This is a genomic window from Diaphorobacter caeni (assembly GCF_015354245.1).
Taxonomy (GTDB): Bacteria; Pseudomonadota; Gammaproteobacteria; order Burkholderiales; family Burkholderiaceae_C; genus Diaphorobacter_A; species Diaphorobacter_A caeni.
The window spans coordinates 25,611-45,855 of sequence record NZ_JADKYZ010000003.1 but is presented as its reverse complement, the minus strand read 5'-3'; the positions used below and the strand labels follow the sequence as shown (position 1 = coordinate 45,855).

At 61.9% G+C, this 20,245-nt stretch carries 20 protein-coding genes; 3 read left to right on the top strand and 17 right to left on the bottom strand.

What is annotated here, in order from left to right:
• The first annotated feature begins 1 nt into the window (after window position 1).
• The 3 genes from ISG32_RS07975 to ISG32_RS07965 are packed head-to-tail and all read left to right on the top strand — an operon-like array spanning window position 2 to window position 3,595.
• Complete coding sequence (locus tag ISG32_RS07975) at window positions 2–1,147, top strand: coiled-coil domain-containing protein (RefSeq protein ID WP_181127542.1); 1,146 nt, start codon at window positions 2–4, stop codon at window positions 1,145–1,147.
• Complete coding sequence (locus ISG32_RS07970) at window positions 1,144–3,006, top strand: AAA family ATPase (protein ID WP_194770505.1); 1,863 nt, start codon at window positions 1,144–1,146, stop codon at window positions 3,004–3,006. The genes ISG32_RS07975 and ISG32_RS07970 overlap by 4 nt, the downstream gene beginning before the upstream one ends.
• On the top strand, window positions 2,960–3,595 hold the full coding sequence (locus ISG32_RS07965; RefSeq protein WP_228529678.1) for a 4Fe-4S single cluster domain-containing protein: 636 nt from the start codon (window positions 2,960–2,962) through the stop codon (window positions 3,593–3,595). Before ISG32_RS07970 ends, ISG32_RS07965 begins: the two co-directional genes overlap by 47 nt.
• 99 nt (window positions 3,596–3,694) lie before the next feature.
• Here the strand turns inward: ISG32_RS07965 and ISG32_RS07960 are convergent, their stop codons facing one another.
• The 17 genes from ISG32_RS07960 to ISG32_RS07880 form a co-directional block, all read right to left on the bottom strand.
• Window positions 3,695–4,729, bottom strand: a complete 1,035-nt coding sequence (locus tag ISG32_RS07960) for a radical SAM/SPASM domain-containing protein (protein ID WP_194770504.1) — start codon at window positions 4,727–4,729, stop codon at window positions 3,695–3,697.
• Window positions 4,726–5,631, bottom strand: a complete 906-nt coding sequence (locus ISG32_RS07955; RefSeq protein WP_181127539.1) for a JmjC domain-containing protein — start codon at window positions 5,629–5,631, stop codon at window positions 4,726–4,728. The genes ISG32_RS07960 and ISG32_RS07955 overlap by 4 nt, the downstream gene beginning before the upstream one ends.
• Entirely contained in the window at window positions 5,628–6,839 is a 1,212-nt protein-coding gene (locus ISG32_RS07950) for a leucine-rich repeat domain-containing protein (protein ID WP_181127538.1), read from the bottom strand. The genes ISG32_RS07955 and ISG32_RS07950 overlap by 4 nt, the downstream gene beginning before the upstream one ends.
• 20 nt (window positions 6,840–6,859) lie before the next feature.
• Window positions 6,860–7,033 carry a hypothetical protein gene (locus tag ISG32_RS07945; RefSeq protein ID WP_181127537.1) on the bottom strand — a complete coding sequence of 58 codons (174 nt, stop codon included), beginning with the start codon at window positions 7,031–7,033 and terminating at the stop codon, window positions 6,860–6,862.
• 151 nt (window positions 7,034–7,184) lie between these two features.
• A complete protein-coding gene (locus ISG32_RS07940; RefSeq protein WP_181127536.1) occupies window positions 7,185–8,693 on the bottom strand; it encodes a conjugal transfer protein TraG N-terminal domain-containing protein in 1,509 nt (502 codons plus the stop codon).
• 15 nt (window positions 8,694–8,708) lie between these two features.
• Complete coding sequence (locus ISG32_RS07935; protein ID WP_194770503.1) at window positions 8,709–9,077, bottom strand: hypothetical protein; 369 nt, start codon at window positions 9,075–9,077, stop codon at window positions 8,709–8,711.
• The gene (locus tag ISG32_RS07930; RefSeq protein WP_194770502.1) at window positions 9,074–10,468 is read right to left on the bottom strand and encodes an integrating conjugative element protein; all 1,395 of its coding nucleotides are present in this window, start codon (window positions 10,466–10,468) and stop codon (window positions 9,074–9,076) included. The genes ISG32_RS07935 and ISG32_RS07930 overlap by 4 nt, the downstream gene beginning before the upstream one ends.
• A 10-nt stretch (window positions 10,469–10,478) precedes the next feature.
• Window positions 10,479–11,426 (bottom strand): TIGR03756 family integrating conjugative element protein, encoded by a 948-nt coding sequence (locus tag ISG32_RS07925; RefSeq protein ID WP_194770501.1) that lies wholly within the window; start codon window positions 11,424–11,426, stop codon window positions 10,479–10,481.
• Window positions 11,423–11,869: a TIGR03757 family integrating conjugative element protein gene (locus ISG32_RS07920; protein WP_194770500.1), complete on the bottom strand. Its 447-nt coding sequence runs from the start codon at window positions 11,867–11,869 to the stop codon at window positions 11,423–11,425. The genes ISG32_RS07925 and ISG32_RS07920 overlap by 4 nt, the downstream gene beginning before the upstream one ends.
• A 162-nt stretch (window positions 11,870–12,031) precedes the next feature.
• Window positions 12,032–12,526: a RadC family protein gene (gene radC, locus ISG32_RS07915; protein ID WP_194770499.1), complete on the bottom strand. Its 495-nt coding sequence runs from the start codon at window positions 12,524–12,526 to the stop codon at window positions 12,032–12,034.
• A 181-nt stretch (window positions 12,527–12,707) separates the two neighbouring features.
• The gene (locus ISG32_RS07910) at window positions 12,708–13,493 is read right to left on the bottom strand and encodes a DsbA family protein (RefSeq protein ID WP_194770498.1); all 786 of its coding nucleotides are present in this window, start codon (window positions 13,491–13,493) and stop codon (window positions 12,708–12,710) included.
• 15 nt (window positions 13,494–13,508) lie between these two features.
• Window positions 13,509–16,385, bottom strand: a complete 2,877-nt coding sequence (locus ISG32_RS07905) for a conjugative transfer ATPase (protein WP_194770497.1) — start codon at window positions 16,383–16,385, stop codon at window positions 13,509–13,511.
• Complete coding sequence (locus tag ISG32_RS07900) at window positions 16,385–16,834, bottom strand: TIGR03751 family conjugal transfer lipoprotein (RefSeq protein WP_194770496.1); 450 nt, start codon at window positions 16,832–16,834, stop codon at window positions 16,385–16,387. Before ISG32_RS07900 ends, ISG32_RS07905 begins: the two co-directional genes overlap by 1 nt.
• The gene (locus ISG32_RS07895; RefSeq protein ID WP_194770495.1) at window positions 16,815–18,242 is read right to left on the bottom strand and encodes a TIGR03752 family integrating conjugative element protein; all 1,428 of its coding nucleotides are present in this window, start codon (window positions 18,240–18,242) and stop codon (window positions 16,815–16,817) included. The genes ISG32_RS07900 and ISG32_RS07895 overlap by 20 nt, the downstream gene beginning before the upstream one ends.
• The gene (locus tag ISG32_RS07890; protein ID WP_194770494.1) at window positions 18,232–19,164 is read right to left on the bottom strand and encodes a TIGR03749 family integrating conjugative element protein; all 933 of its coding nucleotides are present in this window, start codon (window positions 19,162–19,164) and stop codon (window positions 18,232–18,234) included. Before ISG32_RS07890 ends, ISG32_RS07895 begins: the two co-directional genes overlap by 11 nt.
• Entirely contained in the window at window positions 19,161–19,850 is a 690-nt protein-coding gene (locus ISG32_RS07885; protein ID WP_194770493.1) for a PFL_4703 family integrating conjugative element protein, read from the bottom strand. The genes ISG32_RS07890 and ISG32_RS07885 overlap by 4 nt, the downstream gene beginning before the upstream one ends.
• Window positions 19,847–20,245, bottom strand: a complete 399-nt coding sequence (locus tag ISG32_RS07880) for a TIGR03750 family conjugal transfer protein (protein ID WP_194770492.1) — start codon at window positions 20,243–20,245, stop codon at window positions 19,847–19,849. The genes ISG32_RS07885 and ISG32_RS07880 overlap by 4 nt, the downstream gene beginning before the upstream one ends.

The following is a 20,245-nucleotide window of genomic DNA, read 5'->3' as shown; positions in this document are numbered from 1 at the left end:
TATGAGCCGAGCTGATGAGTACCGCTATCGAATTGAACGACAGCGTAAACAAGAGCTTGATCGGCAGCGTGTGCGAGAAACAACACGCCCTTTTGTGGAGCGCTATCGGAGCATCTTGAATGATGTCGTTAGTCAAGGGCTGAGCGACGTTATTCCAGCAGAGTTTCGTGAGCTGAGCTCTGAACTCAGGCGCATGGAGGCTTTGCTGGATTCCGACCCGTTTGCCGCCAGAGATATGAGTCGTTCCCTGGGTGGTCGATTTCATGGGTTCCCACGGCTTGCGCGCGAGCAGCGCCGTTCCCGTCATGAAGCGGAGCTGGCCGCAGTCGAGGCATTCCGCAAAGCGCAGCAAGTTGAGGCCGAACGACAGTTGCAGCTGAAGGCAGAACTTGAGGCGGCCTGGCGCGAAGGCTTGAGCGGTTGGAGCACACCAGTCGCACTCAATGCTGCGTTCGGTGAGTTGCAGCAACTACGCGGGCGACTACTTGGCAATGCTGGCAATAACATGACCCCGGCGCAAATTTCATCCGCTTTGCGCGAAGTTCAGCAACGGTATGAAGAGGACGCTGAATGCCAGTTATTGGAAATGAAAAAGCGTGCGCAGCGAGATGCCGTGACCGATGTGCTAACGCTGCAAAGACAGCAGTTGGAACATGAAGCGAATATGGGCGGTGGCGAACGTGCCGCAAAGCTGCGCGAGGCGTTGGCTCATGCGACAGGACTGGCTCCTGAAGAACAGGCCGAAGCTTTGAACCAACTGGCGCAAGAACAGGATGAAGCAGCCGTGGGCGAAAGCCAGCGTCGTGAAGTTGTGCGGGCGGTGTATCAGTCTCTGCAACAAGCTGGCTTTGTCGTGGATGGCCCCGAACATCTCACATCACAAGGGCAAGATGAAGTACTGATTCGCGCCCGTCGTCCTGCTGGCGCGCAGGCGGATTTCCGCGTCAACCTGAGCGGCCATCTCAGCTACAAGTTTCATCAGTACAAAGGCAAAACGTGCGAGAAAGATGTCGCCCCTGTCATGGCAACGCTACAAGATGCTTACGGGATTAGCCTGAGCGACAAGCGCGTGATATGGGTCAACCCCGATGATCTGGATCAGGATGCTCGCCCTTACCCTGATGCGACACAGGAGAGAAGTAAATGAGTTCAGTTTTGTTGCCGTGGCAGGAAGACTTTCGTCGCGAATGCGGCATACGGCGCGGTGTGATATTGCATGGCAACACGGGTGATTTGACATCTGATCCCGAAGCGCCAGGGCAATGGATTGCTTTGCCGACCGCGTTGAAGAGCCTACTGGGTCAGCGCGGGTACCAGCATGTGGTTTTCTGGAACCGCATCAATGGTGTCAGTGGCATTGATGCGAGGACTTGGGGAGAATTGCAAAGCTCCGTTACGCCACATGCAGTGAGAGGCAGCACGTCCGAGGGGAGCGCCTATGACATGGGCGAATTGCCTCCTACATCTGTGCCGAGCCCCGCATCCAGCGGCATTTCGGCAAGCGCGGATGACTTTCTGGCTGTTGCTGCGCAATGGCTACGACAACCTCGTGCCGAAAAGCCAGTCGCTTTTGTGCTGGATTGGACGCAATACTTGTTTGGTAGCGCCAACTCGTTGAGTGAGAATGAGCGCGGATGGTTGCTGCGCCTAGGGCAGGCTACCCGTGATGCTGCTGTGGTTAGAAATGTTGAAAACATTGGGCAGCCTCAATCACTGCTGGTGCTGTTGTGTGGGGGCTTGAATGTGTTGCCACCATCGCTCTACTTGAACAATCCACTATTTGGGGAAATAGCAATTCCCTTGCCGACCAGGCAAATTCGCGAGTCTGCTGTACTGGGATTGAAAGAAGTGTTTCGACTACAGCCCCTTTTGCAGCAAGGCGGGCGTGAGTTGGCTGACTTCGTTGATGGACTGGAGGGACAGAGTATTCGCGACATTCACAATCTCGCACGACTTTCACGACAAGAGACCGAAGTCTCAAGTGCGCTGTCTCTACTCAATTTGTATCGCCATGGCCGCAGGCACAGTCCTTGGGAGCAACTGGATCACAAAAAACTTCAGACCATTGTCGAAACGCTGGGGCGGCGCGTCAAAGGTCAAGGGGAAGCCATTGAGTCGGTGCGCCGCATTCTCGTGCGCGCCTTCACGGGACTATCGGGGCTTCAACACTCATACAGGCAACGCACTCCAAAGGGGGTGTTGTTTTTTGTCGGCCCAACGGGCGTCGGTAAAACTGAATTGGCGAAATCAATTGCCGAGTTTCTCTTCGGCGACGAAGAGGCCTGCCTTCGCTTCGACATGTCAGAGTTCAATCACGAGCATGCTGACCAGCGATTGGTGGGTGCACCGCCAGGTTACGTGGGTTACGAGGCTGGTGGGCAGTTGACCAATTCGGTCAAAAAAAGACCGTTTTCTCTGTTATTGTTTGATGAAATTGAGAAGGCACATCCCCGCATTCTCGACAAGTTTTTGCAAATTCTAGAAGACGGGCGCTTGACGGATGGCAAGGGCGAAACGGTGATGTTTTCGGATACTGTCATCGTCTTCACCTCGAACATTGGCGCAGCCGAGGTCAGTTATGAAAGTCAGGATGTGCGCAATGAATTCATCCAAAAGGTTCGGCATCACTTCGTACACGAGCTGAAGCGCCCAGAATTGTTAGGGCGAATTGGTGAGGCCAACATTATTCCATTCAACTTCATGCGTGACGATGGCTTTTTGATTGACATTGCCCGTGCCAAGTTGGAGCCGCTACGCAAAGGGCTGAAGGATAAATGGGGTGTTTCTGAACTGAGACTGGTCAAGGAGGCCGAGATACTAGCTTTACTGATCAGAGAAGTGGATCGGGGAGCGGGTGGTCGCGGCGTCCCCAATGCGCTTACCAATAAGCTAATTGATCCACTGGCCGATTTTCTGTTTGCACAAATGGCCACCCCTGATCAGATTCGGGGGAAAGCAATTGAAATTCATATTGCAGGTGGCAAATTGCTATTTGAGCTGGAGTGAAATTGTGCATTGGTTAAACATGGCATCTCGCCTACCTTGCACCGAAGCCGAAGGGCCGGGGCGAAGAGCTGCATTGTGGGTGCAAGGTTGCAACAAACGTTGTCATGGCTGCTGCAACCCGGCGTATCTGCAGCTGGCTGAGCGTGAGCTTGTTTCGGCTTCATCGGTTCTCGACTGGCTGAGGAATGCGCATCATGCGCACGATCTTGAAGGGGTGACCTTTCTCGGTGGCGAGCCCATGTTGCAAGCACAAGGTTTGGCTGTCGTTGCTCAAGGAGTCCAGTCACTGGGGCTATCGGTGATGGTATTCAGTGGGTATACAAAAAATGAGCTTGATGCGATGCGACTACCTGGCGTTGATCAACTTCTTCGCTATACGGATGTGCTAGTGGATGGCCCGTATGAGGCGGATTTACCAGATCGGAATCGCCGCTGGGTTGGCTCTACCAATCAACAATTTCATTATTTGACGGAGCGTTATGATGTGCGAATTGAATCCAACGACAAAGTCGAGCGAGTGCTTGAGATTCGCCTGAAAACAGATGGGTCGGTGTTTATAAATGGGTGGCCAGAAAGGGTTGTGCGCTAATTGATTTCGCCGGTGAGCTCCAACTCTGGCTCACATGTTTCATATAAATCCTTGCAGCTAAGCGCTATTTCAGTAAACACATGTGGGCTCCCGTTCTGGTTAAAGGTGCTGTAAATTTATGATTTTTTCGCGACGCCCGTCTGGGCTGGCGACCTTGGGGCAGCGCGGGTCGGGCATTCCGATTATCCCCGTAGTTTGATAGCCGCTGCCTAAGCAGCCACCGCGGCACAGCCTGAAATAGCGACAAGTGTTGCAAGCGGGATGCTTGACCTGAATGCTCGACGGCTTAGTGAGAATTACGTCGAGGTCTGATCGATACAGATTTCCCATCGGCCGATCCTTGAAGCAGGTACACGAGCACACGTCTCCGTTGGTATAGATATAGACCTTCGCCGTACCTGCCCCGCAATTTGTTGCCGACGGGGGCAATTCAAGCGCGGCCAGTACATCATCTGAAAGCTCATCGAGTCGATCAAAGTCGTACATTGGCATCATTTTCAGGCGCGTCTTCGTCGGTAGCGCTCGCAAACGGTAGACATGTTCGTTCCACTTTCTCCCATCTATGTGTACACCGCTCGCAGCCCTGCCCGCATAAGTCGCCCGTTTGATGGCAATATGGGCCAATCCGAGCACGTCCAACGAGGCGATGAAAGCATCAGCACGTGCCATGAAGTCGACATCCACGACCGTGGTTGAGACGCTGCAGCGAATGCCATGTTCTACGAGTCTTCGTAGAGTTCGCACGGCCTTACGGTAGGAGTCAGGGCCGCGAATTGCGTCATGCATCGCCTCGTCGCCATCCAACGATACTTGCACGGATAGACGTGCATGTCGTGGCAGCTCCTTCAGCGTCCGCTCGTTGAAGAACGAGGTCACTCCATTCGTATTGATGGTAATGGACAGTCCGAGTTGCAGCCCGAAATCAAGTAGCTCCCGGAAACGACGATGCAGCGTCGGCTCTCCGCCGCTCAGCAACACCAGGCTTTCTGGATGGCTGCGCGCAATCTGCGTTAACGCATTTTTGATCATGCCAGTTTCCGCAGTTTCGTCGCGGTAAGGAGATGAGTCGCGAATGCAATGCGAACACGTTAGGTTGCAGCGTTCCGTGATAACGAAATAGAACTGCTCCATCATTCCAGCTCGAGATATGGTCGTGGCCGCGTGAGCGGGGGAAAGGGGCGACTGGCCTCGTTACGCAACGCATTAATCAGGTTGTCGAGCGCGGTGGTGTTTTGCATTGAAGTGCCTTTCATGCATGGTTGCTGCACATACTCCTCCAGCAGCTCCCCAATCTCCGGATACGACTCTAATTTCTTGATCCAATCCCCGAGCGTCAACGGATACCAACCGAGCGCCAGATGGGCGGAATGATTTTCCTCTGTCTGCGTAAAGTGCCAGATCCCCCGCGGGCAATAGAACACGTCGCCCTGCTTCAAGAGCACGGACTGCCAGCCAGTGAAATTTTCATCCACCGGCGGTACAGACTGGTGGCGCATCGAGCGAGACAGCACATGCGAGTCCTCGCGATAAAACCAACGCTTGCTGCCATGGATCTGGATGGCAAAAACATCGTGCCGGTCGAAATGAACGTTAACCCCCTGCGTACGCCGAGCAGTGTAGTAACCGTTGACGCTTACGCGGGTTTGAGTCTCTTCACTGAGCTGGTCGACAAATGACTCAAGCGGCGGGTGACACTCCTGGATGCGATCGTATACGAGGGTGCCGCCACGGGCGATGGCCAGCAGAATCTTCTTCCGATTCAGTTCGTTGTTGAGGTTATTGCTGTACCGATCCTTGTCGTCGATCAGATCATATTTGTGGAGCGTGTTGCGATGATCGGTGACTCGGACGCGGGGGTACAGTAGCGACGAAAAGTTGAGGATGGCATTGAGATCGCTCAGCGCAAAGAGATGCGCAAACTTGTCTGGCGAACCAGTGATATGCAGCGGGCGCTTACCATAGGCCTCGCTAAAAAAGCGTGGCGTTGGCATATCGCCCAGCAGGAACTGAAGGAGGGAATTGGTTTCTTCACTCATGGCATTACCAAACCGGGCCGTGTAATTAACGATACACGTCGTGCGCGCAGATGCGCGATCTGTGTTGGCGGAATCCGGTCTTCGATGTAGCTGATATCTAGTTCGCGCAGATTCTGAATGGAAAAGACCCACTCAGGCAAACACGAGATCTGCGTTCTGGCCAAGCCAAGAGACTCCAGTGCGGCACACTCACTTAGCGTTTCGGGCAGGGATACGAGCGGATTCGCACCAAGGTTGAGTCGAGAAAGGGCCGAGTGCCCTGCGGGCCAATCAAAGGTAGTCAGTCGATTGCGATAAAGGCTGAGCGACTTAATTCGTGCCACTTCCACAGGCATCGCTGCAAATTCATGAAGATCATTTTTTTGCAGATAGAGATACTCTAGTCCTCGCGGCAGCTGCGTGAGGGGCATCTGCTTGATGCCGTTTGCCGCCAAGCCAAGCCACCGACAAGTGTCCAACTTCGACACAAGTCCATCCCATGAAAAAGCATTACTGCCAAGATCGATTACTTCAGCATGAAGCGTATCCCCCAGATCATCTAGCGCGTCGTCACCGAGACCGGCGTGAGTCATCTTCAGGATGCGTGGAGAGATTACTTGAATATGGCTTGCGATACGCTTCCGAATTGCACGCTCGGCAGGCTTCAAAAGGCTGATTCCGGCGCAGGAGTCGTAGAAGTCAAGCATACGCTTGCGCGCATTCCACTGGGGCGCTCGCGGCAAGAGGCGGGCAATGCAGTTCAATTCGAATACATCGCTAAAGCTCGTCGCATCGGCTAGATTCAAAATCTCGCTAGCCAGGGCGACAGCGGTGAACCGATCGAGCTTGATCTCCAGCATCTCAAAGATGCCGACACCACTGAAAAGACGACTGACTTTGATGCTGAATGGCGTTTCGGGAGTGACGAATTCGTCTGATGCATGACGATCGCCATGCGCGACCACCACAATGGCGCATTCACGATAACTATCGCACGACGCTAGGCGGGCGAGGTGAATGTGTACTTTGTCCGTAAGATCGTTGTCGCCAAAAATCGGCAACAGCAGCACAACAACCGGATAGCTAGCACCATCGCGCGTTGCAAGCTCGTGATCGGACAGTCGACTAAGATGAGGCTTGACGCCCTGAGCGCTCAGGGCCTCGACGAGTAAAGCTTCCCCCTCGGTCTCCCTGGGCAGCCCCGAGACGAGCAGCAGGGATTCATCCATGCGAAATTGCGAGCAGCAGATCAGCTAAAGTCCTTGTCGCAGTGGTCGGCCTCTTTCCACATGCCGAACATGCCTGACAGATCGGACACCGCTTCAGCATCCAGATCACTCAGTTTCAAAACCTCCCGACGCAAGACATTTTCATTAGAAGCGCCGTTCGGCATTACATTGTTATTCAGCTCAATCAATTGCATGGTCATTTCCTTCGTATTGATTATTGACAGCCCTGCGCACGTAGTAGTGCCAACAAGGCAGTTGCGGCATCTCTGCAAGAGTTTGTATCAAAATTACGGGGTTTTGTCGATTTTATGGTGGAGCAGTCCCCCGCCACGGTCATAGAGCTTGTCACCGCGTTACCTTGTTGACTCCCGACGAAGTACCGTCCTTCGCTTCTTTTGATCCCGTCGCCAGATTCTGTGCCAGCGCACCGGCTCTTACGCCTGCCCATCCCAGGGCTGCGACCCAAAACGTCGGCAAAACCAGGAACATCGTCCCCATCACGAAATTCAGGAGCATGTCGCCGAAGGCATTGTTCAGTCCCACCAGCGGGTCGAAGTTGCTGTGCGGCCGGTTCCAGCCGAACCCCCAGCCATAGAGCGCATCGAGGATGGTGCTGTCGACCCAGCGAGCGAGCTGGAACCAGAAATCCACGAAGAACAGCGCGAACTGCACGACGCTCACGGTGATGACCGTCTTCAGGTCATAGGTGCCCACGACCAGCACCAGCGGGATGCAGATGACCAGCGCCATCTTGAGCAAGGCCAGCACCATGGGCAACGCCTGGCGCACGACGTCCATGGCGGGGAACGCGGCGATCGCCCCCACGGCCATCCCGACATCGCCTGCCGCGCGCGTCACGATGTTCGGCAAGGTCTTGTCGATCTGGCCGCCGTAGTCGGTATAGACCGCACCCTGGTTGAGCTTCTGCTGCCGCGGCGAGGCAATCGCGCGGATCACGGAATCGTCCACTTCGGCGCGGCTCAGGAACCCGGCCCAGCCCGCCAGCCGATTCAACAGGCTCGGGTCCACCTGCCCCAGCAGCCGCGCGCGCAGGCCGTTGCTGCCATCGGCCCACCACTGCCTGCAGTTAGGGTAGCCGCCACCGCTGGCCACCTGCGCAAGCCCCGCATCGCGGGTGCTGTCGTAGGGCCAGTCGTCGCGCGGCGTGCTGGAGCGGTAGGTGTCGTAGTAACCGCCCGTGTCCGTGAAGAAGCGCGAACCGATCCAGGTCACGTCGTGCATCTGCGTCTCATCGAGGTCCGGGCGCTGCATGAACAGTTTGGCGCGCGCCGGCCCGTAGCAGTCGCGCGAGAAATCCGCCACATCCTGAGCCAGCACCGGATCGTCGATGCGCGTGGCGTCGATCTCCATGCGCATCTGCCGCAGGTCGGTGCCGCACGGGATCGCGGCCACCGAGGCCCCCGTGACGGCGCGCGAGAGCGCATGCATGAAACCCCACCAGACCGGCACCTTGGCACTCTGGTTGTTGATGGTGCTGAAGGACTGCGACCAGCCGGTGTCCGTGGGCTGCGGCACGCTGACCTGGCACTGGGCCGAACGCGAGTTGTCGTACCGGATGGTGTTGAGATCCACGTCGATGAACGGGATGCCGGCGAACATCACCACCACGATGGCGACGAACACCCGGTTCTCGATGCGCGCTGCCGAGAGCACGCCCTTGTTGCCTTCGTCGGCGCCTTCCGCGCGCGCCTTCAGCCATTCCTGCACGATGATCGCCACAAACGGCAGCGCGAAGACGCCGCTGGACACCAGCACCGCCCAGATGCCGTTATGGACGATCCAGGACACGAGGGTGAGGTAGTACTCCAGGTAGTCAGTGGTGAAAAGAGTCATGGCCCGAATCTCCCCTCAGCCCTGCATCAGCAGGCTGGCTTCCAGCGCCACGATGGCGACGACGCCGGCGATCTCGCTGCGCAGCAGGCGGCGTCGTGCCTGAACCTCTGTTCCGTTTTGCGCCTCGCGCGCCAGCAGCCGACGCCGCATCCAGACCCAGCCATAGGCCGTCGCGCCGTACAGGCACAACCGCCACACCAGAAAGTAGCCCGCGGCCGCCATCAGCCACCGCTCCCAGCCGCCAACGCTGCCGACGAGATAGATCCCGGCGATGTTGGCACCCAGGGCCGCAGCGACGATCGCCACCGTCCACAGCAGCGCCTTCACCGCGCGGCGGCTGAACAACCCGTGCTGACGCAGCCAGGTTGCGCGCATCGGGCTCATGGCGTGCCTCCGGGATTGCCCTTCTGGAGCCGGTCGAGGCGATCGGGCACCGGATCACCTTCGTAGATTCCGCGCGAGCCGGCCGCACGCGTGCCGTGGCGCTGGATGATGGCCATCGGCGAGTTGTTCGCCAGCTCGCGGCGCAGTTCCAGTTCGGTCTTGAGGTTGCGGATCTCCTGGTCGAGCGTGTCGCTTTCGTGGTTCACCGCCGCGACCGCCAGCTGGTTCGCCGCCACGTTGGGTTCCTTCTTGCCGGTCAGCAGCGTGCGCTGGAGCAGCAACGCCTTCTCCAACACCGACGACAGCGCCACCTCCGATGCCAGGCGCCGCGCCAGCAGCTCCTTGTCCGGTTCGTCACGCAGCGCCTCGATCACGCCCCGCGTGATGGGCAGCGAGGTGCTGCCGGCCGCACGCAAGTGCTCGAACGTCGTGTTGCGCGCCCCCGAAACCAGTTCCTGCAGGGCTTCCAGCTTGGTCTCGTACTCTTCCTGGATCAGCGGCGTCAGTCCGACGCCGGGCACCGTCTCGGTCTTGGTGCAGGCATCGCAGGTGCGCTGCACCTGTTCCCCAAGCACCCGTGTCGCCCATTCAGTGGCCTGCTGCGGCGACGTCCAGGTCTGGCAGGACAGGCTCGCGCAACTGTTGGGCGAGATGGCGGACGTGTCGGTCACGCCGCGGCCGTTGACCAGGTTGTAGCCCGCGCGGGTCACGTCGCCAACCACCCGGACGGCAGGCTGTCCCGCGCCACCGGCATTGCTGCCGCCCACCCAGGGCACGCCGTCGTTGCCGCGGCGCGTTTCGGCCTGTTCGATCGCAGAGACGGCATCCGTGCTCAACACCGCATCGCGCAGCGCCATGCCTTCGGCCACCTGGCTCCAGCCAAGCTGGCCACCCGCCGTGTCGGCCATCTTTTCGGCCATCGCGCGGCATGTTAGCTTCGAGCGATCAAAGTCCAGCCGCGCCTGCAGCACACCATTGGTCAGCAGGTTGTACAGGCCCGGATCAGCGCGCTGGATGATCAGCGCAGGCAGCGACGCCACGGCACTGGTGGCACTCTGGATCACGTTGCTCATGATCTGCTGGAAGCCATTCGTGATGCCGTTGAGCTGGTTGCGCAGCGTCGTCTGGATACTCATGTCGCCGCAGATCAGATTGCTGTTCCAGCCTACGCCGACACCAATCGAGTGCATGCCGGCCGCACGCCCCATGGACACCGCACTGCCTCCACCAATGGAGTACATGACCTCATCGCCGAGGACTGTGCCGCTGGTCTGGTAGCTGGGCTGTGCCCACACAAGCCCGCTGCTCAGAGCAAGCGCGACGGCCATCACCGAGGGGCGCAGCAGGCGGCATGCCTTGCTGGGAAGGTTCATCAGTTCGGGACGCTTCATCGCTGTACCCCTATTGGAAATCGACGCTGCCGAGGAACACCTGACCGCGGCGTTGGCAACACGCATAGGGCCGCCACAACGCCCAGGCGTAGTCGCCTTGCTGGGCCTGCGTCAGGAAGCCACTGCGTGGGAATACCGTGCAGGACGAGGACAGGACGGGCGTGAGTTCTTGCCACTTGCCGGTCGAGGCATCGCCCTCCATCAGCGCACCGGCAGGCCAGTAGCCGGGCCGCGAGTTCGCCAGCAGCGGCTGGTAGACATGGATCTGCCCGCGTCGCGTGACGACATCGCCCGCGCGCTGTGCCACGACCGCGCCAGCCTTGTGGTCGTCAACCTGGTGCAGGAAGCCGCCGCGCGGATAGACGTTCCCCCACAGGTTGAGCCTGGTGCGCGCACCGATCTCGCGCAGGCCGGGGATCAAGGCCTCCGGGTAGACCATCTCGGGCACGTTGTAGCGCCAGGCCAGCGTATCCAGGGTGCTGAGCAGATACGGCATGAACGCCGTTCCCGCACCCTCGCAGAAGTAGCCCGATGACGACGCAAACTGGTTGAACACCTCGCCACCGGGATGGCCGATGACGTCCGCGTTCTTGAACTTGGCGAGATTGTTCTCGTGGTCTTCGTTGGTGGTGCCATCGCCACCGGCTTGGGCCGATGGGTTGGGCATGCTCATGGCACGCACTTCCAGCCACGGGTTCTCGCCCGTGTTGCTGTAGCTGGAGACGACCGCATCGGGTACGTAGTGCCGCACCTTGACGGATGTACGCACGGTGCAGCCTGTCCAGGTGCAGTAGAGCCAGTAGCAGATGCCGACCACCCGATACTCCAGGCAATCGGGCGACGCCACCGAGCCGACAATGGTTGCGGTATTGATGGCGTAACTTCCTGTGGCGCTGAAGAGCAGCAGCGAGGCCACCGCGACGCGCAGGCGGCGCATCAGATCGAAGGGACGGGTCACGGCTGATTCCTCCGATGCTGCTCGATGCGCGCGACAGCGCGGGCCACGTCCGGCTCGCCATAGACCACGTAGCGCTGATCCACCACGACCGCCGGGATGCTGGTGATCCCCAGACTCCATGCGTCGGTGACACCCTGGTAGGCAGAAGCGATGCGACGCTGTAGACCCGCGCCGCCGTCGTTGATCCGGCGCTTGACGATGGCTGCTGCCTGCTCGGGATCAGCCGGCAGTTGCGCAGATAGGTCCGCTTCAAGCCGGGGCGCTTCGTCCAGCTCGATCAGCCGCTCGCCACCCATGGTCTTGACCGGATGGTGGCTGTCGGTGACCACAACCACGTCGGCGGCAAAAGTGGATGGACTGAAAACAGCCAGGGCCGCCAGCAGCGCAACGGCAAGGCCAAGGGTTCGCCAGCCCGACGCGAACCTGGAGAAAGATGCTGGCATGACGTGCGCCCCGGAAGTGGATCAGGGTCATAGTCAAACGCGAAGCCGATGCGATTCCAACAAACAATGCGCATCGTGGACTGCCCGCATACCTGCTTGTCTCACCCTCATGAAAAAGCGGAGGTCGAAGCCTCCGCGTGGATCAAGGAGCCGATGCCGTCGCTACAGCACGCCGGACTCCGCGAACGAGTACGGCGTACCTTGACCGACGATGATGTGGTCCAACACGCGTACGTCGATGAGCGCCAACGCTGCCTTCAGTCGGTCTGTCAGAACGCGATCTGCGCTCGACGGTTCAGTGCATCCCGAGGGGTGTTGGTGCGAAAGAATCACCGCGCCCGCATTCAACTCCAATGCCCGCTGCACGACAACACGCGGATAAACCGCAGTCGAATCGAGCGTGCCTTTGAACATCGGCTCGTAGGCCAGGGCCCGGTGCTGGCTGTCCATGAACACAATGGCGAACACTTCGTTTGGCTCGGCGACGAGTTTCAGGCGGAGGTAGTCCTTCACCGCCTGAGGCTGGTCAAGAAGCGGTCCAGCCTTGAAAACACGTTGCTCCAGCAGCGCGATGGCTTGCCGGATGATCCAATCATCAGATTGGGACGATGGGGAAAAATGTGGCTCCACGCAGGAGTCATTGACGATGAGAGACATGGCGAACCTCCAAAATGTGAACGGAGGACGCCACCCAGGGAGGGCAAGCCCTCCTGCGAATGGAAACAGCGGAACAAGTTGCATCCACCACCGCGCAGCGATGGTTGTTCGCCGCCGGGATGCGAAGCGAACGGGTAGCGGTCAGCGCGGCAAGCCGCGCCGTAGCCTCCAAGACCGAGGGCTACCTGGGCATGTCGCCGACAACGTCGGCAGGCATTTCGGATGTGGGAGTGGCGGGCGTGATGGCCGCGTCGCTGGCCGTTTCCTCGGCAGCCAGCATGTCCATGGCCGACAGAAAGGCATCGCCCTCGATCGGCCCCTGCAGCAGGATCGCCCGGCCTGTCTGCCGATCCTGCAGACGCAGCGATGGTGTGGCGGTCACGCCGCTGTTCGTGGCTTCTGTGGCCTGTGCACGGACGAACGCATCCGGCCGCTCGCTCTCGATGCACTGTTCGATGGCTGACGTGGCGCCGGGATAGCGCAGGCCATCGGGCACGCCCTGGCCTCCGCTGCGCGTGTGCGCATAGACCCATTCAATGGACTGCCAGAACGCGGCATGCCCGCCTGCTTCGGCGACGCATTCCGCCAGGCGAGCCCCGGCTGACGCAGCCGGTTCGTGCGCGGCCAGCGGCTGGTGGTGCCATTGCATCGCCACGTCCGTGTTGTCGCCCACCCAGCGCTTGAGCAGCGGAAAGTAGTCCCGGCAAAACGGACATTCGAGGTCCGCGTAGAACGTCAGCACGAAACGGCTCTCCGGGTTGCCCATCTGCCAGGGCGGCCCGGCCACCTCAGCCATGCTGACCGGTGCGGGAGACTTCGACGGCGACTCTCCGGGCGAGCGCGACACGAGCCAAACCAACAGCAGCACAACCAGCGCAGCGGCCAGTACCCAGGGCCACAGAGGCCGCGAGCGCTTGCGGCGGAACGCCTGCACCTGCATGGGAATGGCGGGACGTTTCTGTTCCATGGCGTTCTCCGGCTGCTACTGCGGCAGGTCTAGGGCCGGGGACTCGATGCCCCGTGCCTGATCAATCTTTTGTGCGACCTTGAACGCCGCCTCCAGCTCACCGACGCCGAACTGCTGCATGAGCTGGTAGCGCTCAGCCTTCTCCTCGGGCTCGGTTTGCGCCAGCGCGAGATACAGGCTGGGCGGCACGGCACGGAACAGCACCTCCATGCTCTTGGACAGAATCACGCCCTCGGTGAACTTCCCTGCCTCTTTGCGCGCGGACAGCATCAGCGCCTTCTGCGCAGGCGAGAGTTCGCGGAACCGCGCGATCTTCTCCACCTCGTCCGGCGGCATCGACAGGCAGATCCACCACTCGATCATGTTGAGCATGGGCTCCGCGGCGCGCGGCAGATCGTCAATGTTTTGCGTGGCGAGCCAGAACCAGGCGCCCAATTTGCGCCACATTTTGGTAATTTTCACGACATAGGGAGCGAGCAGTGGGTTCTTGGTGATGATGTGACCTTCGTCGGTCACGTTGATGATCGGACGGCCCAGGTACTGGTCGCGTTCGGCGATGTTGTTCACCGTGCTGATGAGGCTGATGTAGGCGATGGAGAGCTGCGCGTTGTAGCCCTCGCGGGCATAGGTCGCCAGATCGACCAGGGTGATGTCGGCCTCGGGCCACGGTGTGCCGTCGCGATCGAACATCTCGCCATCGCTGCCCTGGCAGAACATATCCATCGCGTCCCCCATCTCCATCAGGCGCACGCGGCGCATCTCGGGCAGCGTCGAGTCCTGCCCGCGCGCGCGCAATGCATTGCGCACATCGCGCGTGAGCACGGTGCGCTTCTCGGCCACGCAGTGCTCGGCGGCATCCAGGATGCACTGGCGGATCAGCGAGCGATCCGCTCGCGTCATCCTTGCTTCCTCCTTGTCCTCGCCGCCGGTGATCATCAGTCGCGCGGTGATCTCCAGTTCGCCCAACACGTCGCGCTGCTCGTCCGCTTCCATAGCTGCGACATCCGGCGGTAGGTCTTCGTCGAGCGCATCGGCGTCGAGCGTCTGTACATCGCTCGGCGTTTCGATCAGCCTGCGCGCGTCGGCGAACGGTGCCAGGGTCACGCCCGAGCCGGGCGCCAGCTTCACGCGGTTCACGGTCAGGCCCAAGCGCTTCGCGAAATCGCTGAACAAGCCGAAGCTGTTGCCTGCCTCCACGATGAACAGACGTGGTCGGTAGATCGCCATGACCTGGTTCAGCAGATTGTTGAGCGTGGCGCTCTTGCCCGACCCGGTGGGGCCGAACAGGAACAGGTGGGCATTCATCTGCCTGTCCAACCGGTTCAACGGGTCGAAGGTGATCGGCCCGCCTCCGCGATTGAACATCGTGATGCCCGGGTGCCCCGTGCCCTGGGCGCGGCCCCACACCGGCGACAGGTTCGCCGCGTGCTGGGCGAACATCAGTTGCGTGTACCAGCGGCGCCGGTCCTTGCCGGGGTTGTAGCAGCACGGCAGCCAGCGCAGGTAGCTGTTGAGCGGTGCAACCTCGTCGTCCTCGCGCACCGGCTGCAGCCCGGCGTTGAGCATCACGTTCGCGAGATCCAGCCCGCGCCGGTCCAGCTCCGCCTCGTCGCGCCCGCGCAGGTAGAACGCCAGCGTGCCCCGATAGAGCTTGTGTGCGCTGCCGATCAGCGAGCGCGCCTCGTGCACGTCCTTGAGCGTCTGCTCCGACGCCAGCGTCTCGCCCACTGCTTTCCTCGCCAGGTGATTGAGGTCCGATTCGAGGACGTCCTGCGGCGTGGCGACCATCGTGAGGCACATCAGCGTGTCCTCGGGCATCTGGTCGAACAGCGTGTTGATCGCGTCGCCCTTGCGGGTCTCGCCGGTCAGATGCCCGGTGCCGGGCGGCATGCGCAGCCGGTCGGTGATCAGCACGCGATGCGGCATGCCGTCGAAGTACCAGGCCCCTTGCGCTACGTCGGAGCGCGGCTGGCCGAAGAATAGCCGCTGGCTGAAATCCCGCCCGCTCGCCAACTCGATCTCGCCGGCCTCATTCTCGTCCGGGTAGCGCGCCAGCGAGTAAAATCGCTCCCGGTCCTCCGCCCCAGGACCGAGCAGTGTGGGGCGCGGGTTGAACCATCGCAGCAGCCAGTCGTGAACGTCCGCTGCAACCATGCGCCGGGCCTGGATGCCGGCATTCGCCAGCCCGCCGCACAGGCGATCGCAAACGATGCCCAGCATCTGCTCGGGTGTCTGGCCTCGGCGGTTTGCCTGTCCCTGACCGCTCGCGCGGCGGTACACCACCATGCGCACGCGCCGCGTCTGGCCGCGCCAGCGCAGCCGCGTGACCACCGTGTCCTCGAACAGGCCACCGGGCTTGGCCACAGCGCGCAGGTGGTGGCCGAAGAAGCGCAGGTAAAACTCGGTGAACGCCGAGCCGCGCGCACGTGGCTGCACGTAGTCGCGCAGCGTCTGCATGTACTGGTCGAAGCTCGGTTCGTCCTGGGCATAGAGCTGGAGCACCCACGGGTTCTCATCCAGTTCATCGAAACTGTCCTGAAGCGCGTTTTCCAGGGCGTCGCGGGCATGGGCGAGCCAGCCAGGCTCCCGGCCCTCGGTGCCCAGCGGCACCAGCTCGTAGAACGCCGCCACCGATTGGCCGTCCTCCAGGAGCATCGATTTCGACTCGGGCATGAACTCCACCCAGGGCAGCAGTTCCACGAAGGACGGGGCGACGTCGTACAGCGCCTGCTCGTCGGCCACGGTCGCCGGCCTGCGGCCCTGGACCGCGGCGCCGGGTTCGGGGATGCCGACCTGCTGCAAGGCCTCGACGTGGCGTTGCCAGCCGTCCGGCTGCTCATCATCACCAGCGCCGGATGCGGCCAGCTTCGGCCAGGGAAGTTTCCACCGCATCAGTAGTCCTCCACGCGCTCGCCCGGCATCGCGTACTGCACGCGCTGGTACAGCGGGAAGACCGTCGTATAGCCCGGCACCGGCACGGGATCGGTGCCGGCCAGGTGCGGGTACACGTACATCACGAGATCGGGATTGGGCAGGCGCTGGAACTGGCGATGGACCTCGTTGCGGGCGGTGCGCGTGTAGCGCATCTGCTCGGCCGGCGCGGCCTGCACGTCCACATCGGTCAGCGGCCGACGCAGGCTCTGGCGCGCATCGAGCAGTTGGCGGCCGGCATTCCGTCCGGCTGCGCCACCGCCGTCGCCGGCCTCCTGCTGCCAGATGTCCATCATCGTGCGGTCCCCGTGGGTCAGCAGCTTTTCCTTGCTGGTGGCGCAGCCGCCAAGCACCGCGACGGAGAGGGCCAGCGCCAGGCCACGGGCCAGGTTAGTCAAGTTCGAGAGCATGGCTTTCTCCTGCGCGGTGATCGACCTTGCGGCCTTCGGGATCGAAGTCGATGGCGAGCGGCTTTTCGAGGTGGACGGCGATCTTCGCGCCGGGCTGGACATAGACCGCGGCGAAGGCCTGGCCGTAGAGCTTGTTGACCCAGTTCGACATGTCCCGGACGCCCCCCGCCAGAATCTGGCCGACCGCTTCCTGGCCGCTGATGCCCACGGTGCCGATGGTGCCGTCCGAGCCGACATAGGACATGCGCCCGCTGTCGCTTTCGATGAGCGATGCCACACCGGCACCGGCCGCCGTAATCAGGGCCTGCGAGCCGAGGTACTGCTGGGCATTGCTGCGCCGCTCGCCGCTGACGCATGGAATGCCGTAAGGATCGCTGATCCAGCCCAGGCCCCCACTGTGCGAGTTCTGCTGCTGGCTGTTCTGCTGGTTGCCTTCGCTGTCCTCGGGGATGGTGCGGATCGTGCCGTCGTGAAAGACGAAGGTGATGCTGCGCACCTGGCCGCGCACGCACGAGAGCGTCCAGTCGCCCGAGGCGGTGCCGGAGAACACGGCGCCGGCCACGTCGGGAATGTCGATGCCATTCGCGGTGAGGTTGTCGGGGCCGACCAGCACCTTAAACGGATACGGGTCATTCACCGTGCCGTCGATCGGCACGCGGCCGATCAGCGCCGTCATCGCGACCGACCCCATCAGCGTCGAGTTGGTCGGTACGGTATAGACGGCCTTGGCGCTCTTGACACCAGCGGCGCGAGAGCCGGTGCTCGCCACGGTTTCCACCGTCGCTTCCAGCGCGCTCTGCGCGGGACCGAAGCTCGTCGGAAAGTTCATCCCGCTGCCTGTGCCGCGACTGCCATTGCGCCCATCGGACGGCTTCGCGTCGTCCGGCTCGACCCAACGCGTGCCGCCCTCCATCCCGGCCTCGTCGCCGTCGCGCAGGCCCAGACCCACGGGCAAGTCGGCATGGCCGCCGCGACCGCCGATGCCGTCAAGGCGCCGCTGCAGGTCGGCCAGCAGCCCTTCGGTCTGCTGGCGCTCGCTGGCCACGTGCTGCTGGTCGCGGCGCAGGTTGGAGCGTTCGGACTCCAGCGCTGAACTGATGCGCTGGTCGATGGCGTTCTCGCGCTGGCGCAGGCGCTGGTTCTCTTCGCGCTGGGACCGGTTGTCCGAGAGCGCGGTCTGAAGCTCGGTGCGCAACTGCTTCACCTGCGCCACCAGGGTCGCCACCGTGTCCCGGGGGGTATCGCCCTCGATGCCCAGCGCCTTCATCTCCTCGGGCGTGAGCTGGGCACCGGCATCGGCGGCGGGTGGTGCCGAGGTGCTGCCACCTGAGAACAGCCGGATGGCGACGAACAGCACCAGCAGGGCCACGGGGATCATCAGCCACTTCAGGAGTCCGTTACTGCGCATGGCGAGCCTCCTTGCCATCCACCGCCTCGCTGTCCCGTACATCGAATTGCGCATGCGGCAGATGCACAGCCGGATCGAAGCGGTGGATGGCCGGCAGCAGCGACTGTGCGAGTCCGCGCCCGCGCGTCACCAGGTACAGGACAGTGGTGTCCTCGGGCGTGCCGCGCGGGCCGAGGGCCTCGTGCTGGAAGGTGGCCGTGAGGAATTCGCCTTGCAGCACGCGGGGATCGAGGGTGATCCAGCCGCTGCTGCCGTTGGTGAGACACACGGCGGTGACCCACTGGTCTTCCAGCCGCCACGATGCGAGCGCGACCGCACGCACCGGCAGTGTCGGCATCAGTGTGCCCAAGTCCAGGTCGCGGCGCAGATTGACCCGCATGACGCCCGGCAGCGGATCGACCGTGCGCAGCGGTGCGTAGAGATTCTGCGCGGCGAAGCGCGTCAGCACGACCGGCACCGGGGTTTCACGCCGCGCTGCCCGCGCGTTCGCCTGCCCCTGGGTGCGCGTCGGGGCCGCATCGGCACCTTCCGGCCGATCCCCATAGCGTGCCGAGGTGCGATTGCCCTCGACGATACGCACCGGCTCCAGCTCGACTTCGCCGTCCCTGGCCGGCTCGGCGGCGATGTCCAGCAGGATCAATGCGCCCGTGTCGGCGTCTTGCAGTTGCAGTCGCGTGGGTTCGATCGGCTCACTGGCTCGCAGGTACACCGCGCCGCCCGCGCTCTGCACGCGCAGGCGTTCGCCCACGCCGGCAGGCACGCCCACGCGGACGTTCCGGTCGATGAACACGATGCGTTCCTGGCCCACCTTCAGCGGCACCGCTAGCGGCATGCGTTCCCAGCGCAGGACCTCCACCGCATGGGCAACAGGTGCTGTGACCACGACCAGCAGCCCCAGCAATGCGAGTACAGGGTGCTTCATGGGGTTTCTCCTTGGGGCGCTTGCGGCGCCAGACCACCGGGTGCCGGGCGTGTCGGTTCCGGCGAGCCGATGCGCTGTGGCGCGCCCTCATAGCAGTCCAGCAGCAAGCCGAACGGGTTGCGGGCGGGATCGATGTCCACGCGCGTGACCTTGATTGGGTAACGCACCAGGGCGCGCTTGACCTGCTCCGCGCCGTAGTACTCATCGGCGCTGATGTCCAGCGTCACCACCCAGTCGCGATCGGACACCACACGCACGCGCGCGGTGGGGTCATCACCGTAGCCGCGGCCGGGGATCTCGTAGATGCCGCGCACGCGCTGCCGCAGCTCGCCCGTGCTGCGCCGATAGTCGTAGTCAGCCCGCAGGAAGGCTTGGCAGGACGGCGTGAGGTAGGCCGACAGCGCGTACAGGTTGCGCGGGTAGTCCTCCTCGCCATTCGTCGGCCAGCGGTTGAGTTGCTGGAACACATAGAAAGTGAAGGCATAGACCGATTCGGGCGGTACCTCCCACCACTTGCGGGTACTGCCGGAGCGCAGATCCGGCGGGACGTGGACCGTCAGGTCGCGAGGCGCGCTCCACCAGCCACCGCCCATCACCAGCGCGACGATGACCAGAGCGCCAGCGCCCAGGCGCAAGGTCTTGATGTGCGCCTGCAGGTGGGTGATCTCGTTCTTGAAACGGCTCATCGGGTGCCCCTGCGTGTGGTCCAGAAGCCCGAGCGCGAAATCAGCACATGGCCGCCCACCCAGCCCGCCATCAGCGGATGGCGTGTCGCGATGCGCCACTGAAGCTGGCGATACAGCCAAGTATCGGGGCGACCGCGCTTGAGCCGGCGCAGAATGCCGCCGCCTACGAACACGCCGAAGGCCACGCCCAGGACAACGAACGTAGGCGCGATCGCAATCGTGCGGAACACCCATGACAGCGGCGCGCCGACCAGCAGGCCGGCGCTGCCGGACAGGCCGCAGCAGACCCACAGCTCGTCCGCCGTGAGGCCGCGCACGACCACCGGGTGGCGGTTGAGCCGGTGCGGCAGGAACGTGACCGTACCGTCCGCACGGATGTGCTGGTGCTCGGACAT

Bases quoted from the DNA above. Each gene is read 5' to 3' on its own strand.
- ISG32_RS07975 (WP_181127542.1), top strand. From the start codon at position 2: ATGAGCCGAGCTGATGAGTACCGCTATCGAATTGAACGACAGCGTAAA.
- ISG32_RS07970 (WP_194770505.1), top strand. From the start codon at position 1,144: ATGAGTTCAGTTTTGTTGCCGTGGCAGGAAGACTTTCGTCGCGAATGC.
- ISG32_RS07960 (WP_194770504.1), bottom strand. From the start codon at position 4,729: ATGATGGAGCAGTTCTATTTCGTTATCACGGAACGCTGCAACCTAACG.
- ISG32_RS07955 (WP_181127539.1), bottom strand. From the start codon at position 5,631: ATGAGTGAAGAAACCAATTCCCTCCTTCAGTTCCTGCTGGGCGATATG.
- ISG32_RS07950 (WP_181127538.1), bottom strand. From the start codon at position 6,839: ATGGATGAATCCCTGCTGCTCGTCTCGGGGCTGCCCAGGGAGACCGAG.
- ISG32_RS07945 (WP_181127537.1), bottom strand. From the start codon at position 7,033: ATGCAATTGATTGAGCTGAATAACAATGTAATGCCGAACGGCGCTTCT.
- ISG32_RS07940 (WP_181127536.1), bottom strand. From the start codon at position 8,693: ATGACTCTTTTCACCACTGACTACCTGGAGTACTACCTCACCCTCGTG.
- ISG32_RS07935 (WP_194770503.1), bottom strand. From the start codon at position 9,077: ATGAGCCCGATGCGCGCAACCTGGCTGCGTCAGCACGGGTTGTTCAGC.
- ISG32_RS07930 (WP_194770502.1), bottom strand. From the start codon at position 10,468: ATGAAGCGTCCCGAACTGATGAACCTTCCCAGCAAGGCATGCCGCCTG.
- ISG32_RS07920 (WP_194770500.1), bottom strand. From the start codon at position 11,869: ATGCCAGCATCTTTCTCCAGGTTCGCGTCGGGCTGGCGAACCCTTGGC.
- radC (WP_194770499.1), bottom strand. From the start codon at position 12,526: ATGTCTCTCATCGTCAATGACTCCTGCGTGGAGCCACATTTTTCCCCA.
- ISG32_RS07910 (WP_194770498.1), bottom strand. From the start codon at position 13,493: ATGGAACAGAAACGTCCCGCCATTCCCATGCAGGTGCAGGCGTTCCGC.
- ISG32_RS07905 (WP_194770497.1), bottom strand. From the start codon at position 16,385: ATGCGGTGGAAACTTCCCTGGCCGAAGCTGGCCGCATCCGGCGCTGGT.
- ISG32_RS07900 (WP_194770496.1), bottom strand. From the start codon at position 16,834: ATGCTCTCGAACTTGACTAACCTGGCCCGTGGCCTGGCGCTGGCCCTC.
- ISG32_RS07895 (WP_194770495.1), bottom strand. From the start codon at position 18,242: ATGCGCAGTAACGGACTCCTGAAGTGGCTGATGATCCCCGTGGCCCTG.
- ISG32_RS07890 (WP_194770494.1), bottom strand. From the start codon at position 19,164: ATGAAGCACCCTGTACTCGCATTGCTGGGGCTGCTGGTCGTGGTCACA.
- ISG32_RS07885 (WP_194770493.1), bottom strand. From the start codon at position 19,850: ATGAGCCGTTTCAAGAACGAGATCACCCACCTGCAGGCGCACATCAAG.
- ISG32_RS07880 (WP_194770492.1), bottom strand. From the start codon at position 20,245: ATGTCCGAGCACCAGCACATCCGTGCGGACGGTACGGTCACGTTCCTG.